We start from the raw sequence: 15,734 nt of genomic DNA, 5'->3' as shown, positions 1-15,734 counted from the left end.
GGGCTCTGCGGGCTCGGCCCGGCGGCGGCAGTCTGAACGGGCGGCGATCACAGCACCGCCGCACGACAGACGCAGCAGCCGTACGGGACGGGCCCGTACGCGTGTCCGTCGGCGCCGGTGTCGGTGCCGGCGTCGAGGAGGGTTCGCGAGATGAACGAGACGATGGTGTGCGTGGTGGGGAACGTGGCGACCCAGCCGGTCTGCCGGGAGCTGTCGACGGGTTCGGCGGCCCGGTTCCGACTGGCGGTGACCTCGCGGTACTGGGACCGGGAGAAGAACGAGTGGACCGACGGGCACACCAACTTCTTCACGGTGTGGGCGCGGCGCACGCTCGCGGCGAACGTGGCCTCGTCCGTGGCACTGGGGGATCCGGTGGTGGTGCAGGGGCGGTTGAAGGTGCGCACCGAGCAGCGGGACGGGCAGAGTCGGGCCTCGGCCGACGTCGACGCGGTCGCCATCGGGCACGATCTCTCGCGGGGCACTTCGGCGTTCCGGCGGACGCCCAGGGGCGAGACACCGGCGGATCGGTCCCCGTCCCAGCCGGAGCCGAACTGGGAGACACCGCCACCCGGCGGCCCGCTCGATCCCGCCGCCGAACTCAGGCCGGAACCGGCCGGGGTGACGTGACCTCAGGCCTGGCGGCGCGTGGCCGTGGCGGCGTGGTCGTGGGAGATCGGCGTACGCGTGGTGAAGGCTCCGTGTGCGGAATCGAGGGATTTGTCGACAAGAGCTGTTCACGAGCTGTGCAAGCGATAACGATTCCGATTCGGATCGGTTGTCCGACGATACGACTGGGAAGAGTGGTGCGCCTCGTCCCTAGGATGCCGGGCATAGCTCACGGGGCTTCTGATTCTGCTGGTGGGACCACAACCCCCCACGTCAACGGGTCCTGCTCGAAGGGAAATTCTGTGCTTTCTTCGTTCTCGGCGTCGCTCCCCGGGTGGTCCGGGTGGGCCGCGCGCAGGCGAGGGGCTGCCCGCCTCGCCGCCGTGTCACTCGCGTCCGGCCTCGTCGTCGCGGGCGCGGTCGTCTCGGCGGGCCCGGCCGCCGCCGACGACACGGCGCCGAGTTCGGGCGGGGCGACCGCGACGATAGGTGGCCTCAAGACGTACGGCACCGCCGTGCTCCGGACCGAGGACGGCCAGGAACAGCAGCTGCCCGCAGGGCTGTTCGAGATGTTCGTCGACGGCGGTGGCACCCTGCAGACCTACTGCGTCGACGTCCAGAACCCGACGCAGAAGGACGCCGAGTACCGGGAGACCCCCTGGAGCGGCACCTCCCTCGGTGCCAACGAGCAAGCGGGCAAGATCCGATGGATCCTGCAGAACTCCTACCCTCAGGTGAACGACCTCGCGGCGCTCGCCGGCAAGGCCCGGGCCAAGGGCCTCACCGAGGAGGACGCGGCGACCGGCACGCAGGTCGCGATCTGGCGGTACTCGGACGGGGCCGAGGTGACGGCCCTGGACCCGGAGGCGGAGAAGCTCGCGGACTACCTGGAGAAGAGCGCGCGGAACCTGGCGGAACCGACCGCCTCCCTGACCCTCGACACCGCGGCGGTCTCCGGCCGGCCCGGCGAGCGGCTCGGCCCCGTCACGGTGCACACCACCGCGGACGCCGTGACCGTGGCCCCGCCCTCGGACGCGACGGCGGACGGCGTGCGGGTCGTCGACGCGAAGGGCGAGGCCGTCACCTCGGCTGGGGACGGCGGCGAGCTGTACTTCGAGGTGCCCGAGAAGGCCGCGGCCGGCTCGGCCGAGCTGACCGTGGAGGCCTCGACCACCGTGCCGGTCGGCCGGGCCTTCGCCTCCGAGACCCGTAGCCAGACCCAGATCCTCGCGGGCTCCAGCGAGTCGACGGTCTCCGCGACGGCGACCGCGCACTGGGCCGGGAAGGGCGCGATACCGGCGCTGTCCGCCGAGAAGAACTGCGCCGCGGGCGGTCTGGACCTCACCGCCGCCAACCAGGGCGACGAGCCCTTCACCTTCGAGCTGATGGGGATCACCTACACGATCGAGGCGGGCGAGACCCGCACGATGACGATCCCCTTGCAGGAGGACCAGGCGTACGACTTCACGATCGAGGGGCCGAACGGCGTCGCGAAGCAGTTCCGTGGCGTGCTGGACTGCCGGACGGAGACCGCGGCCGGCGCGGACGGGGAGTCGGTCCAGACGCTGAGCGAGCCGAGCCCGGCGACGGTGGGCGGCGGCGAGGCCGCCGACACCGCCACCGACCTCGCCGAGACCGGCAGCTCCGGCGCCACCCCGGTGATCGGGGGCCTCGCCATCGGACTGGTCGTGATCGGCGGCGCGGCGATGATCCTCCTCCGCAAGCGGAATCCCTGAGCTGAACCCGTGAGCGGAATCCCTGAGCTGAACCCGTGAGCGGCGCCCGTGGCGGAGCCAGTGAGCGGAACCCCTGAGCAAACACCTGAACGAACCCCGGAGAGGAAGCGCTCCTTGGCAACTCAACAGTGAGTGACCGCGCGATCACGCACGCGTGCGATGTGGCCTCGTTACGCCCCCGAGGCACCGGGGCCGCGTCGTTCGTCCGGGGGGCTTCACCATCCGGTTTCCGTCGAGGGCTGGCCGTGCGGCAAGATGGGTGGTACTGCCCACTGCCAGATTTCAAGTTGCCGGACGGTTTCTCTTGGCTGAGTACATCTACACGATGCGCAAGACACGCAAGGCGCACGGCGACAAGGTGATCCTTGACGACGTCACGCTGAGCTTCCTGCCCGGCGCGAAGATCGGTGTGGTCGGTCCGAACGGTGCCGGTAAGTCCACCGTTCTCAAGATCATGGCGGGTCTCGAGCAGCCCTCCAACGGTGACGCGTTCCTGTCGCCCGGCTACACCGTCGGCATGCTCCTGCAGGAGCCGCCGCTGGACGAGTCGAAGACGGTCCTGCAGAACGTGCAGGACGGCGCCGCCGAGATCATGGGCAAGCTCCACCGCTTCAACGAGGTCGCGGAGCTCATGGCGACCGACTACTCGGACGCGCTCCTGGACGAGATGGGCAAGCTCCAGGAGGACCTGGACCACGCCAACGCCTGGGACCTGGACACCCAGCTGGAGCAGGCCATGGACGCGCTGGGCTGCCCGCCCGGCGACTGGCCCGTCACCAACCTCTCCGGTGGTGAGCGCCGCCGCGTCGCGCTGTGCAAGCTGCTCCTCGAAGCCCCCGACCTGCTGCTCCTCGACGAGCCCACCAACCACCTGGACGCCGAGTCCGTGCAGTGGCTGGAGCAGCACCTCGCGAAGTACCCCGGCACCGTCGTCGCCGTCACCCACGACCGGTACTTCCTCGACAACGTCGCGGGCTGGATCCTGGAGCTGGACCGCGGCCGCGCGATCGGCTACGAGGGCAACTACTCCACCTACCTGGAGACCAAGCAGACCCGTCTGAAGGTAGAGGGCCAGAAGGACGCCAAGCGCGCCAAGCGGCTCAAGGAAGAACTGGAGTGGGTCCGCTCCAACGCCAAGGGCCGCCAGGCCAAGTCCAAGGCCCGTCTCGCCCGTTACGAGGAGATGGCGGCCGAGGCCGACAAGATGCGGAAGCTGGACTTCGAGGAGATCCAGATCCCGCCGGGCCCGCGCCTGGGCAGTGTCGTCGTCGAGGTCGACAACCTCAGCAAGGCCTTCGGCGACAAGGTCCTGATCGACAACCTCTCCTTCACGCTGCCGCGCAACGGCATCGTGGGCGTCATCGGCCCGAACGGCGCCGGCAAGACGACCCTCTTCAAGATGATCCAGGGTCTGGAGGAGCCCGACTCCGGTTCGATCAAGGTCGGCGAGACCGTCAAGATCTCCTACGTCGACCAGAGCCGCGAGAACATCGACCCCAAGAAGACGCTGTGGGCCGTCGTCTCCGACGAGCTGGACTACATCAACGTCGGCCAGGTCGAGATGCCCTCCCGCGCCTACGTCTCCGCGTTCGGCTTCAAGGGCCCGGACCAGCAGAAGCCGGCCGGGGTCCTCTCCGGCGGTGAGCGCAACCGCCTCAACCTGGCGCTCACCCTCAAGCTCGGCGGCAACCTGCTCCTCCTCGACGAGCCGACCAACGACCTCGACGTCGAGACCCTGTCGTCGCTGGAGAACGCGCTCCTGGAGTTCCCGGGCGCCGCGGTGGTCATCTCCCACGACCGCTGGTTCCTGGACCGGGTGGCGACGCACATCCTCGCCTACGAGGGCGAGTCCAAGTGGTTCTGGTTCGAGGGCAACTTCGAGTCGTACGAGAAGAACAAGATCGAGCGGCTCGGCGCCGATGCCACCCGTCCGCACCGCGCCACCTACAAGAAGCTGACCCGGGGCTGATCGATCTTGCGGCACATCTACCGCTGCCCACTGCGCTGGGCGGACATGGACGCGTACGGCCACGTCAACAACGTGGTCTTCCTCCGCTACCTGGAGGAAGCCCGTATCGACTTCCTGTTCCGCCCGGAGAAGGACTTCAAGCAGGGGTCCGTGGTGGCGCGCCACGAGATCGACTACAAGCGACAGCTCGTGCACCGGCACAGGCCGGTGGACATCGAGCTGTGGATCACGGAGATACGAGCGGCGTCGTTCACGATCACCTACGAGGTCAAGGACCCCGAGCAGGTCTACGTCCGGGCCTCGACGGTGATAGTGCCGTTCGACTTCGCGACCCAGCGGCCCCGCCGGATCACCGCCGAGGAACGCGCGTTCCTGGAGGAGTACAGGGACGACGAGGAGAGGGCCGTCGCCGCATGACGGCGCTCCACCTCGCCGACGAGGGGGAGGCGGCGGATCTCGCGGCCTTCCTCTCCCGGCTGCTCCACTACGACCGTGGGGCCGCGGTGCGCCTCCAGGCGGCCGGCACCGCGCTGGCCGTCTTCGGCCGGCCTCCGTCCTTCGAGGTCCTGGCCATCCGCTCCGCGCGCCTGGCCAAGCCCTACGAGAACGGGCTTCTTGTCACGCTCGACGTGACCGTGTCGGCCGGTGAACTCCTGGAGTCCGTCGACGAGTCCGCGGGCACGGCGGTCGTCCCGGAGGCGGTGACCGGGCCTCCGTGGGCCGGGGTGCTCCCCCCGCGTGGCGGCTGGCGGCCGGAGGCGGGGCTGCCCGCGCCGGACGCGTTGCGGGCGATGGTCTCCACGGCCGTACGCGAATTCCGCTCCCGCACCGAGGAACTGGCGCCCGAGCGGCGTACACGGGCCGAACTCGACCGGATCGGGCGGGAGATCTGGTCCCGGACGGTCGGGGACACCCCCCTGCCGGTGCGTGCCGTGCACGCGGCCCAGTCGCTCGGCTTCCTGCGCACCGCTCGGACGACGCCCGGCGCGCCCGAGCAGGCGACGCCGGGACTGTTCTCGTCGGGCGCGTGGCTGCGGCTGCGCACCCCCTACGGGTCCATCGCCGTGCGCAGGGCGGGACTCGGGGCGTTCGACGTCAGCGTCCGCTGACCCCGCGCCAGCGCGGCCGGCTCAGCCCGGGGCGTTCACCATCGAGGCGGCGGCGTACGTCAGGTAGTTCCACAGGATGCGCTCGTGCTCCTCGGAGAGCGACAGCTCCTCGACGGCGTCGCGCATGTGCTTGAGCCAGGCGTCGTGGGCGGCGCGGTCGACGGTGAAGGGGGCGTGACGCATGCGCAGCCGGGGGTGCCCGCGGTTCTCGCTGTACGTGGTGGGGCCGCCCCAGTACTGGATCAGGAAGAGGGCGAAGCGGTCCTCGGCCGGGCCCAGGTCCTCCTCGGGGTACATGGGGCGCAGGATCGGATCCTCGGCGACGCCCTCGTAAAAGCGGCGCACCAGGCGCCGGAAGGTCTCCTCGCCACCGACCTGCTCGTAGAAGGTCTGCTCCTGCACCGTGCCGCGCCGAATCTCGTTCACGTCACCCATGGTCTCAGACGCCTGGGAGGAGGACTCGAGGCTTAGGACCGTCCCACGGCGGACCGGGTGCACGGACCGGTCGATTCCGGACCGGTACGGCGTGGTACTCGCCTGCGGGGGCGTCCGGCCCCACAGTAGAGGTATGGGCACGCGTGCTGTGGACCACGACCTGGAGCGTCTCGCCGCCGAGGCCCGGTCGGCGCTGGTGCGCGAGATCGAGGCCAGTGGGGCGTGGGACGCCGACCCGGTGTGGCGCAAGGCCTTCGAGAGTGTCCCCCGGCACCTGTTCGTGCCCTACTACTACGTGAGTGGCAGGGGCGGCTTCGAGCGGCTGTGGGGCGAGGAGCGCGACCCGCGGCGGCGTGAGCGCTGGGTGCGCGGCGCGTACGCCGACGCCCCGCTCGCCACGCGGCTGCGCGACGGGCGGCTGATCTCCTCCAGCAGTCAGCCCTCGCTGATGGCGAAGATGCTCGCCGAGCTGGAGGTGGAGGACGGCGACCGGGTGCTGGAGATCGGTGCCGGCACCGGGTACAACGCCGCACTGCTCGCGCACCGGCTGGGGGACGACCTCGTCACGACCGTCGATCTGGACGCGGACATCACCGAGGCGGCGCGCAGACATCTGGACGACGCCGGCTACCACCCGACCGTCGTCACCGCGGACGGGGCGCGCGGGGTACCCGAGCGGGCGCCGTACGACCGGATCATCGCGACCTGCACCCTGCCCTCGATCCCGCGCGCCTGGCTCGCCCAGTGCACCCCCGGCGCGCGCATCCTGACACCGCTGGCCACGGGGCTGGTGAGGCTGCGGGTCGCGGACGCGGAGCAGGCCGAGGGGCGCTTCCTGCACACGTCGGCGTACTTCGTACCGCTGCGTGGGGGCAGTGAGCCGGAGGCGATGCATCCGCACCTCGGCGGGCTGCCGAGCCGCGCCAGGGATGACGAGCTGTTCCGGTTCCTGCTCGCCCTGACGGCGGGCAGCCTCGACCCGCACGAGGCGCTCGCCCTGTGGCAGCGCGAGGGCATGCCCTCGCGCGAGCGCTATGGCATCACGGTCCGCGGCGACCACGCGTGGGCCTGGCTGGACGACCCGGAAGGGCCGTACGCCTGGCCGCTCCCGGACTGAGGACGCGGCCCGCGGCTCGATCCGGCGCCCGAGAAAGGTCCAGGGCCGGCCGAAGTCGCTCGGCCGGCCCTGATCTCTTGCTGGTGGGGCGGGTCAGCCCCGGCGGATGGTGATCGTCGTCCACGCGCCCACGTGTACCCGGTCCCCGTCCTGGAGGGGGATCGGGACGAACGGCTGGATGGGCTCCTCGGAACCGTTGACGGTGGTTCCGTTGGTGGAGTTCTGGTCGACCACGGCCCAGCCGCCGTCCGGCTGCTGCACCAGCACCGCGTGCTGGTGGGAGACGCCCGGGTCCTCCGGCGGCACCGACAGATCGATGTCGGGGACGTCACCGGTGGAGTGGCGGCGGCGCCCGATGGTGATCTGGTTGCCGGTGAGGGCGCGCCGCTGCTCCGGGGAGTAGGCGGGCAGGTTCAGGCCCGCCGCCTCGGGGCCCGAGCGCTGCATCATCGCCATGAAGTAGTCGCGGTCCGGGCCGATGGTGGCGCTCCAGGACGTCGGCGCCTGCTGGTACGCGGGGCCGGGAGGGGCCTGGGTGGCACCGGGCTGCGGGTAGCCGTAGCCGCCGGGGCGGCCGCCCGCACCCCCGGGTCCACCGGGTCCACCGGGACCGGCGGGCCCACCGTGTCCACCGGGGCCGGTCGACGGCGGGGAGATCACCCAGTCGTCGTCGGCACCGAAGCCGGGGCCACCACCGGGGCCCTGGCCGGGGCCGCCGGGCTGCGGTCGGCGGGTCTCCTGCGGGAAGGCGGGCGGGGCCGACGTCCCCGCCTGCTGGAACGCCTGCTGGCCCCCGCCGGGGCCCCGACCGTCGGGACCCTGACCACCGGGACCCTGACCACCGGGGAAGCCGTGGCCGCCGGGCCCGCCAGGTCCACCCGGCGTAGGGCCGGGCGGAGGCGGAACCGGTCGTGAGGGATCGCCGCCGAAGCCCGAGGGGCCGGGGCGTGAGGGATCGCCGCCGAAGCCCGAAGACCCAGGTCGTGAGGGATCCTGGCCGAACGCGGACGGACCGGGCTGGCCGGGCCGACCCGACTGCCCCGGACCGGGCTGGCCGGGCTGCCCTCCGGGCCCGCCACCGAACCCGGAGGAACCCCCCGGCCCCGACGGGCCACCAGGTCCACCGGGACCACCCTGACGGCCGGGGCCGCCGGGGCCACCAGGCCCACCGGGCCCGCCGTACCCACCGTTTCCGCCCTGGCCGCCGGGTCCGCCCGGACCGGACGGATCGCCGCCGAACTGGGGTCCCGGCGGGATCGGCTCGGCGGGGCGGTTCATCTGCGAGGGGCGGGAACTCTGGTAGTCGTACCCGTCACCGCCGCCGTAGGACGGCGGAGGCGGTTGCTGCTGCTGGAACCGGAGCGCCGGGTTCCCGCCGGGGCCCTGACCGCCTCCGGGGCCCTGACCGGGGCCGCCGGGACCGCCTCCGGGGCCCTGACCGGGACCAGGGCCGGGGCCGGGACCGCCCGGACCCGCGCCGGGTGCCGACGGCCGGGGCGCGGCCGGGGTGTACGTCGTCGCGGTGTTGGTCAGGAAGTTCCACCGGCACTCCTCGCAGAAGGGCGCGCCGCCCTCGCGGGGCGTGCGGCACTGCGGGCAGAGTTCCGGCTGGGCGGCGAGGTGCGGGCGTCCACCGGGACCCCCAGGGCCCCCGGGGCCCGGACCGCCGGGACCGCCCGCGCCCGGAGGCGGCGGAGGGGAGCCGGGCGGCGGGTATCCGTAACCGGCGCCCGGGGGCGGCGGTGGTGGCGGCGGGGGTACGGCACCGGCCATACGGTGACCGCAGACCTCGCACCAGTCGTCGGAACCCGACTGGTGTCCGTTCGGGCAGGTCGGCATGTCGGCGCTTCCCCCTCTCCTTTCCGACCTCGCGGCCGGTTCCTGTGGCCACGACGGGCCGGTGTGGCCGGTTCTGTCCGGATTCCCGGTGGGGAAGCCAGGCTGACGCGCGGCGATGCTTCGGGTTGTTTCTACCTACTTCTTTACACGAACAGTCTTTGTCGACCGCGTTTCGAGAGTCATCTCGTCGGCCTCCGTGACCTTCGCCTTCAGTCGCACAGTACCTGTCGCCGCGTCGACCACGTCCACCACCTTCGCAAGCAGTTTCGCAGTATCAGCGTTCCCCGACGCGCTGGCGAGCTGTACGGCCCGTCCCAGCTTGGCCGTCGCTCCGTCGAAATCGCCGGATTTGCGAGCGTCCAGCCCTTGTTGGATGACCTGAGCCAGTTCGGCCTGGCCTGTGTAGTGGGCGACCTGGGGGTTGATCGAGGTGGACGCGACCATGTCGTCGGTCCACACGGCCTTCACCAGACCCTGGGCGCCGAGGTTCTGCGCGGTTCCTCCGTCGGGCTGGGGGATGACCAGGGAGACGCGGGCGGCCAGCATCTCCTGGCCGAGGGACGCGGCCGGGACCTCGACGCACACGTGGTAGTCGCGGGACTCGTCCCCCCACGAACCGGTCGGGTAGTCGCCGGCGCGCGGCCCGGCCTCGGTGCGGCGGTCGGTCAACTCCACGACGGTGGGCGCCACTTGCTTCACGAACTTGATCTGGGTGCCCACCGGGGCCCACAGCCGCAGGGCGACGTCCGCGACCTCCTTGCCCATGGCCGTCTCCATCATCTGCGTGAAGTCGGCGGAGAGGGCGGCGGGGTCGGCGACGATGTCGGCGGTGCCGAGGAGCGCGGAGGCGATCTGGGTGACCTCCCTGACCTCCCAGTCGGTGCCCACTCCACGCGCGTCACACGTGAACCGCCCGGAACAGGCGTCCAGCGCGGCCTTGAGATCCTCGGGCGACTCGTGCTCGTTGCGGCCGTCGGTCAGCAGGATGCCGTGGCGGATGGCGACGTCCGCGGAGGCGAGCAGCCGGTCCGCGAGCTTCAGCCAGGTGCCGATGGCGGTGCCGCCGCCCGCGCTGAGCCGGCGCAGGGCCTGCTTGGCCTGGTCCCGGGTGGCGGAGTCGGCGACCGCGAGCCGGCCGCCGCCGGGATAGACCTCCCGGGCCACATGGGTGCCGTCGATCACCGCGAAGTGGACGCCGTCGCGCAGGGTGTCGATCGCGGCGGCGGTGGCGTCCCTCGCGTTGCGCATCTTGGTCGGCGGGTAGTCCATCGACCCCGAACAGTCGACCATGAGCGCCACGGCGGCGGACGGGCCCTGGCCGGGCGAGTACAGGTGCGGCGCGGCGACCGCGCTGCCGATGGTGCCGCCGCCGGTCGCGCTGACCGTCACGATGGCGTTGACCTCACGGCCGCCCTCGGGCAGGTACTCGTTCTGGTACACCTCGACCGAGAACTGCGGCACGTTCGACTTCGAGAATTTGGCCATGCCTACTCTGATCCCCCTAGCAGCACCACTTTTGGCCCCACACCCCGTGGGGTGATGACTGTGCGTGCCTGTCCCGGACCGGTCCCCTCCGGTCCGTCGGCCCTTTCCCGTCCGGCCGCCGAGGCGCCCGCGAACATCCGGCCCGCGAGCACCCTCAGGCCGATCCTGCCCCCTGAGGCGGGGCAGGGAACGGCAGGACGGCCACTGTTACGTTGTCGTGGCCACCGCCGTCGAGAGCCCGGCCGACCAGCACCTGCGCGCAGTGCAACGGCCGCTCGGCCGCGTCCAGGGGCACGGCCTCGGCCATCTCCTCGGCGGCCTCCGCGTAGTTCCACAGTCCGTCGGTGCACACCACCACTACACCCGGCCGGTCCGGTTTGAAGGAAGCGGTGTGCGGCTCCAGTTCGTACGCGTCCGCGCCGAGCCAGCCGGTGATCGCGTGGGCGCGCTCGTCGGCGTACGCCTCGGCCTCGTTCATCAGTCCCGCGGACACCATCTGCGCCGCCCACGAGTCGTCCTCGGTGAGCCGGGCCGGGGGCGCGCTGCGGTCCACCGGGACCCAGTAGGCGCGGCTGTCGCCGACCCAGCCGACGACGAGCAGGGTCGGGGTGATCACGGAGCCGACGATGGTGCACGCCGGGGCGTTCTGGTGCGGGGCGTGCTCCTGGGCCGTCTCCGGCTCCTCCGCCAGGGCGTTGACGGCGCTCGCGGCGGCGACGATCGCGTCGTGCATCGCCTGCTGCGGGTGGGTGCCGCGCGGCAGCGACTCCAGCACCGTCTCGTTGGCGGCGCGGGCCGCGGCGAGCGAGGCGTCGTCGGGGCGGGTCGCGGAGGACACGCCGTCGCAGACGATCGCGACGACCGCGGGGGAGCCGTCGGGCAGGGCGGTCGAGGAGATCGCGAACGAGTCCTCGTTGCGGTGGTGGCGCAGACCCCGGTCGCTGACCGCGGCGACCGCGCCCAGCTCCAGTTCCATGTGGTCGCGTTCGCGCGGCTGCGCGTGCCCGCAGTTCTCGCAGTAGCCGTCCCGGTCGACATGGCCCGCGCGGCAGGCCACGCACACCTTCGTACCGGCCGGCGGGGTGGCGAGGTCGCCGGTGCGCGGATCCGGCGGCTGGGGCGCGGCCAGCGGGTACTCGTCGGGTTCGCGGGGCCGGTCGAACCGTACGCCCCGCCCCGCACCGGGCAGTTCGCCGCCGCCGGAGTCGGTGCCCGGGATGTCGGTGGGGCGGACCACCGGCGCAGGGGTGTCCGAGCTGGGCGGGGAGGCGAGCGGCCAGTCCACGGACGAGGCCGCGTCGGGCACGTCGCCGGCCGTCCCGTTCATGGTGAGGGTGGGATGGTCCTCCGGCGGCGCGGGCACCGCCGAGAGGTCATGGCCGCACGCACCGCAGAAGCGGTCGTCCGATGCGAGCGGCCACTCGCAGATCGGGCACTTCGTCAGCGCGGTCGGCTGGGGCATCTGCGACATCAACTACACCCACGTCCGGGGGCGGTAACGATTGGCACGTTCCACCAGGTCGATCCTCTCCTCGCCGCCTGGGGCGAGCCGGGCCAAAGTGCGGTACGACCGCTCCAGTCCGAAGCGGAGGCCGCGCTCGTCCAGCGCGCTGCCGAGCAGCACCCGCTCACCGGCCGGGGGCGCGGCACCCTGGCTCCCGGAGAGTACCCAGTCCAGGGCGCAGCCAAGGACCTCTGTGGACAACTGCTCGCGGCGCACCGCGTCCAGACCGTACCCGCCGAGCGCCTCGATCTGCCCGGCGGCCGCGATCAGGTCGTCCAGGAACGGAACGTCCGGCGCGGTCTCGGTGTTCCCGGCGGCCCCGGCAGGGGGCGGCGCCGACATGGCTCCGAGCGTCGCCTCCGGGCGATGTCTGAGCCGCGCCCGTACGGCGGCGACCCGGGCGGCGGTGTAGTGGATGGACGCCTCCGGCACGGACTCCAGGGTGTGGACGGCGTTCCGCCGGTCCCCGGCGGTCAGCCGCACCCGGGCGAGCCCGAACGCGCTGCTGACGAAGCTGGGGTCGGTCGTCCACACCAGGCGGTAGTACTCGGCGGCGTTGTCCAGCTGCCCCAGCACCTCGGCGCACAGGCCGAGGGCCAGCTTGGGGGCCGGCTCGCCGGGGAAGGCGTCGTAGATCGCGTCGAAGGACAGCGCGGCGTTCTCGTGGTCGCCGGTGGCGAGCGCGGCCACGCCCCGGTACCAGACCACCCGCCAGTCGTCGGGGTGGTCCCGCTCCAGGGCGTCCAGAGTGGCCAGCGCGATGGTGAACTCGCCCATCTCCAGCCGGGCCCGCAGCTCGCGCAGCCGCAGCTCCAGCGAGCCGCTGGGGGCCGCGTGCAGCGCCGTGATCAGTTCGGTCGGCGCGGAGGTCATGAGCCCCGCCAGGAACCCGGCGTTCGGGTCCCCGGCGTCGACCCGGGGGACCGGCAGCGCCAGGGCCGCGGCGGCGGTGTCGAGCGCCCGGGTGAGCCGGGCGGGGACGGCGGCACCGGCGGTCAGCGGAGCGGGCGGGACGGAAGGCGAACTTGCGTTCCTCGTGGTCGCCTTGTCACGGCGCCTCCCGAGCCGGGACACGTCCCCGTCGAGCTTCGCGAACAGTTCCGTGTCCGTGACCCGCACCTCGGGGCCGAAGATCGTCGACAGGGCGGGGCGGGCCCGGCCCGTCTGGAGGGAGACGACCTCCCGCAGCACGCCCGTCAGCTGCTCCGCCATCTCCTGCGCGGAGGCGAAGCGACGCGCCGGGTCGGGGTCGGTGGCCCGGACCAGCAGCCGGTAGAAGGACTCGTACTGGCGGAAGACCTCGATGTTGTCGGGATCGGGCAGGGAGTCCACGAAAACGTTCGTGTAGCCCTGGAAGTCGAAGGTGAGGACCGCGAGCGTCCGGGCGACCGTGTACAGGTCGGAGGCCACCGACGGGCCCACGTCGGCGACCTCGGGCGCCTGGTAGCCGACCGTGCCGTAGATGGCCGACTCGTCGTCGTCCATCCTGCGCACCGCGCCCATGTCGATCAGCTTGAGCTGGTCCTCGGTCTGGATCGCGTTGTCGACCTTGAAGTCGCAGTACAGCAGGTTGCGGCTGTGGAGGTGACCGAGCGCCTCCAGGGCCTCGATGCCGTACGCGCACGCCTGCTCGACCGGCAGTGGGTCTCGGCGCCCGTCCGCCGTGCGACGGTCGTTGGCTATCTCCTTGAGGGACTTGCCGCCGACGTACTCCATGACGATGTACCCGTCCAGCGAACCGGTGCGCTGGTCGAGGTGCTCGACGAAGTTGTAGATGCGGACGATGTTGGAGTGCTCGATCTCGGCGAGGAAGCGGCGTTCGGAGATCGCGGCGGCCATCGCGTCCTGGTCGCCGGTGTCGAGCAGGCCCTTCAGCACGACCCAGCGGTCCGACACCGCGCGGTCGATGGCGAGGTAGATCCAGCCCAGACCGCCGTGCGCGAGACAGCCCACGACCTCGTACTGGCCGCGCACGATGTCGCCCGAGTGCAGTTTCGGCACGAACGAGTACGGGTGGCCGCACTTGGTGCAGAAGCCCTCCGTGCGCCCCGGCCGCTCACCGCGCGCCCGGCCGACCGGCGCCCCGCAGTCGGAGCGCGAGCAGAACCGCTTCCGCTCGGGCACCTCGGCGGTCTCCAGGACCATCGAACGCGGGTCCGGGCGCGGTACGTCCGGGACCTGGACGAGGCCGACGCCGAGCCGGGCCCGGCCCGAGGAGCCGGCGGTCTTGCCGGAGCTGCGCACCGACACCGAGCGGCCCGTGGTGCTGCCCGACAGGGCGCGCGAGAGCCGCCCGGACACCGAGCGCCGGGACTGCGAGGAGCGCGCGGAGGTGCGCGAGGAGCGCGCACTGCTGGAACCGGAGCCGCGCGAACCCCTGCCGCCCCCGGTGATGCCGGTGGGCGGGGAGTTGACCATGCCGCTCGCGGACACGACCGGGGCCAGCCCGCACGTGTCGCAGTACAGCTCACCGCCGCCCATGTCCTCGTACGATCCCGAGCAGCCGGGCCGCTGGCACGACCGCTGCGGAGCCTCTTCGCCCGCCGGGTCCTGTCCCGCGGGGACCTCGCCCGCCGGGCTCTCCTCCGTCTGACTCACGATTCCTCCTCCCTCCGGTCCTGGGGCGCCCGCTGCGCCGGCACCGACTGGCTCAGCACCTCGGCGGCCGCGTGCTGGTAGCGCAGCACCGCCGTCTCGGCCACCCGCAGGTCGCAGGGGGCGCTCCACAGCATGCGCCGCGCCGCGTCGTACCGCTCGACCAGCAGCGCGTCCTCCGCGAAGCCGTGCCGGGCGACCTTCGCCTTGTACGCGTCGAGCCGGCCGCGCAGCTCGGCGCGGACCGCCAGCGGCGCGGTGACCGCCGTCAACGACTCGCGGGCCCGCAGCAGTTCGTCGTCCGCCTTCTGCTCCAGGGACTCCAGCAGCGGCGACAGCCGGTGCCACTGCGCGTGTCTGCGGTACTCGGCCGCCATCGCCAACTGCTCCTGCAGCACCGTCGGCGGGCCGCTCACCACGGGCACCTCGGTCGCGGCGATCTTCGCCAGCACCTCACCGCGCGCGCTGCGCGCCTCGGCGAGCGTACGGTCCGCGCGGCTCAGCACGTCCCGCAGCTTCACCAGCCGCGACTCCGCGTCCTGCCGGACCGTCAGCACGGCGTCGATCTCCCGCCGGACGTCGTCCAGGGCCCGCGCCTCGCGGTCGTACGTCGTGATGTCCGGGCGGCCGCCGCCGGGCGCCGAACTGCCCGGCGAGGGGACCCAGAAGGCCAGCGGGTCGGAGACGACCTGCTCCCGGAGCCGGGTCAGATTGCGGGTGATCCGCTCCAGGTCGTCGCCCGCCGGATGCTCACCGGGGCGTACCCCGACGGAGTGCGCGAGCCGGCGGGTGCGCTGGAGCTCGGCGGCCAGCAGATCGATCCGGGCGGGCAGCGCGGACCACACCGCGTCGGCGGCCACGACCATGTCGAGCGAGGACGCGTACAGATCGTTCATCCGGTCCACGAGGGTGACCAGCGAGAACTGCTCGCTGAGCCGGCTCGTGCCCTGGAGCGTCGGCGCGTTGGCCATCGCGGTGGCGCTGCCGGCGACCGTCACCGCCTCGCCGCGCAGCAGTTCGGTCAGCTCCACCAGGTCCTCACGGCTCGACCAGCGGCGCCGCGAGCGGATCTCCCGGGCGGAGCGCAGCGCGTCCGAGTACGCGTCGAAGTACGCCCACAGCAGCGTGATCGACGCGTCCGCGGCCGTCCAGCGCTCCTTGGTGACACCGGTCAGCGCGGCGCCTTCGAGCAGCCTGCGGCCCGCGTGGTCCTGCAGGGCGAGCAGCGAGGTCTCGATGGCCTCGTGCTCCGCGCCGAGCCGCGCGAGCGCACGGTCCACCTCGTCCCGGTCCATCACCGGCCCGGTGGATCCCGCGACGCCCATCGATCACCTCTCGC

General features: G+C 72.4%; 12 protein-coding genes. 6 read left to right on the top strand and 6 right to left on the bottom strand.

Annotation, left to right across the window (positions count from 1 at the left end; translation table 11 throughout):
- Positions 1-150: 150 nt before the first annotated feature.
- From STRBO_RS42395 to STRBO_RS0133225, 5 genes are all read left to right on the top strand, one after another.
- Positions 151-627: a single-stranded DNA-binding protein gene (locus STRBO_RS42395; RefSeq protein ID WP_005479471.1), complete on the top strand. Its 477-nt coding sequence runs from the start codon at positions 151-153 to the stop codon at positions 625-627.
- A 281-nt stretch (positions 628-908) separates the two neighbouring features.
- Positions 909-2,342 carry a Cys-Gln thioester bond-forming surface protein gene (locus tag STRBO_RS0133240; RefSeq protein ID WP_028796982.1) on the top strand — a complete coding sequence of 478 codons (1,434 nt, stop codon included), beginning with the start codon at positions 909-911 and terminating at the stop codon, positions 2,340-2,342.
- 304 nt (positions 2,343-2,646) lie between these two features.
- On the top strand, positions 2,647-4,311 hold the full coding sequence (gene ettA / locus STRBO_RS0133235) for an energy-dependent translational throttle protein EttA (protein WP_005479468.1): 1,665 nt from the start codon (positions 2,647-2,649) through the stop codon (positions 4,309-4,311).
- Between the two features lie 6 nt (positions 4,312-4,317).
- Positions 4,318-4,728: an acyl-CoA thioesterase gene (locus tag STRBO_RS0133230; RefSeq protein ID WP_005479465.1), complete on the top strand. Its 411-nt coding sequence runs from the start codon at positions 4,318-4,320 to the stop codon at positions 4,726-4,728.
- Positions 4,725-5,420, top strand: a complete 696-nt coding sequence (locus STRBO_RS0133225) for a DUF8010 domain-containing protein (protein WP_005479464.1) — start codon at positions 4,725-4,727, stop codon at positions 5,418-5,420. The genes STRBO_RS0133230 and STRBO_RS0133225 overlap by 4 nt, the downstream gene beginning before the upstream one ends.
- Before the next feature lie 21 nt (positions 5,421-5,441).
- Here the strand turns inward: STRBO_RS0133225 and STRBO_RS0133220 are convergent, their stop codons facing one another.
- Positions 5,442-5,855, bottom strand: a complete 414-nt coding sequence (locus STRBO_RS0133220) for a globin (RefSeq protein ID WP_005479463.1) — start codon at positions 5,853-5,855, stop codon at positions 5,442-5,444.
- Between the two features lie 133 nt (positions 5,856-5,988).
- On the opposite strand from STRBO_RS0133220, the gene STRBO_RS0133215 reads away from it, so the two are divergent.
- Positions 5,989-6,972, top strand: a complete 984-nt coding sequence (locus tag STRBO_RS0133215; protein WP_028796980.1) for a methyltransferase domain-containing protein — start codon at positions 5,989-5,991, stop codon at positions 6,970-6,972.
- A gap of 93 nt (positions 6,973-7,065) precedes the next feature.
- Here the strand turns inward: STRBO_RS0133215 and STRBO_RS42390 are convergent, their stop codons facing one another.
- From STRBO_RS42390 to STRBO_RS0133190, 5 genes are all read right to left on the bottom strand, one after another.
- Entirely contained in the window at positions 7,066-8,811 is a 1,746-nt protein-coding gene (locus tag STRBO_RS42390) for an FHA domain-containing protein (protein WP_005479461.1), read from the bottom strand.
- 135 nt (positions 8,812-8,946) lie between these two features.
- Entirely contained in the window at positions 8,947-10,296 is a 1,350-nt protein-coding gene (locus STRBO_RS0133205) for a vWA domain-containing protein (protein WP_005479460.1), read from the bottom strand.
- A gap of 154 nt (positions 10,297-10,450) precedes the next feature.
- The gene (locus STRBO_RS0133200) at positions 10,451-11,770 is read right to left on the bottom strand and encodes a PP2C family protein-serine/threonine phosphatase (protein WP_020115460.1); all 1,320 of its coding nucleotides are present in this window, start codon (positions 11,768-11,770) and stop codon (positions 10,451-10,453) included.
- Positions 11,771-14,398, bottom strand: coding sequence for a serine/threonine-protein kinase (locus STRBO_RS0133195; RefSeq protein WP_005479455.1), 2,628 nt, complete (start codon positions 14,396-14,398; stop codon positions 11,771-11,773).
- Positions 14,395-15,720, bottom strand: a complete 1,326-nt coding sequence (locus STRBO_RS0133190; protein ID WP_020115459.1) for a hypothetical protein — start codon at positions 15,718-15,720, stop codon at positions 14,395-14,397. The genes STRBO_RS0133195 and STRBO_RS0133190 overlap by 4 nt, the downstream gene beginning before the upstream one ends.
- Between the last annotated feature and the right edge of the window lie 14 nt (positions 15,721-15,734).

This window comes from Streptomyces bottropensis ATCC 25435 (assembly GCF_000383595.1).
Classification (GTDB): domain Bacteria; phylum Actinomycetota; class Actinomycetes; order Streptomycetales; family Streptomycetaceae; genus Streptomyces; species Streptomyces bottropensis.
This window is presented reverse-complemented; position numbering and strand designations above follow the sequence as displayed.

What these genes read in the sequence shown, in the direction of transcription:
- STRBO_RS42395 (WP_005479471.1), top strand. Translation starts at nt 151, where the DNA reads ATGAACGAGACGATGGTGTGCGTGGTGGGGAACGTGGCGACCCAGCCG.
- STRBO_RS0133225 (WP_005479464.1), top strand. Translation starts at nt 4,725, where the DNA reads ATGACGGCGCTCCACCTCGCCGACGAGGGGGAGGCGGCGGATCTCGCG.
- STRBO_RS0133220 (WP_005479463.1), bottom strand. Translation starts at nt 5,855, where the DNA reads ATGGGTGACGTGAACGAGATTCGGCGCGGCACGGTGCAGGAGCAGACC.
- STRBO_RS0133215 (WP_028796980.1), top strand. Translation starts at nt 5,989, where the DNA reads ATGGGCACGCGTGCTGTGGACCACGACCTGGAGCGTCTCGCCGCCGAG.
- STRBO_RS42390 (WP_005479461.1), bottom strand. Translation starts at nt 8,811, where the DNA reads ATGCCGACCTGCCCGAACGGACACCAGTCGGGTTCCGACGACTGGTGC.
- STRBO_RS0133205 (WP_005479460.1), bottom strand. Translation starts at nt 10,296, where the DNA reads ATGGCCAAATTCTCGAAGTCGAACGTGCCGCAGTTCTCGGTCGAGGTG.
- STRBO_RS0133190 (WP_020115459.1), bottom strand. Translation starts at nt 15,720, where the DNA reads ATGGGCGTCGCGGGATCCACCGGGCCGGTGATGGACCGGGACGAGGTG.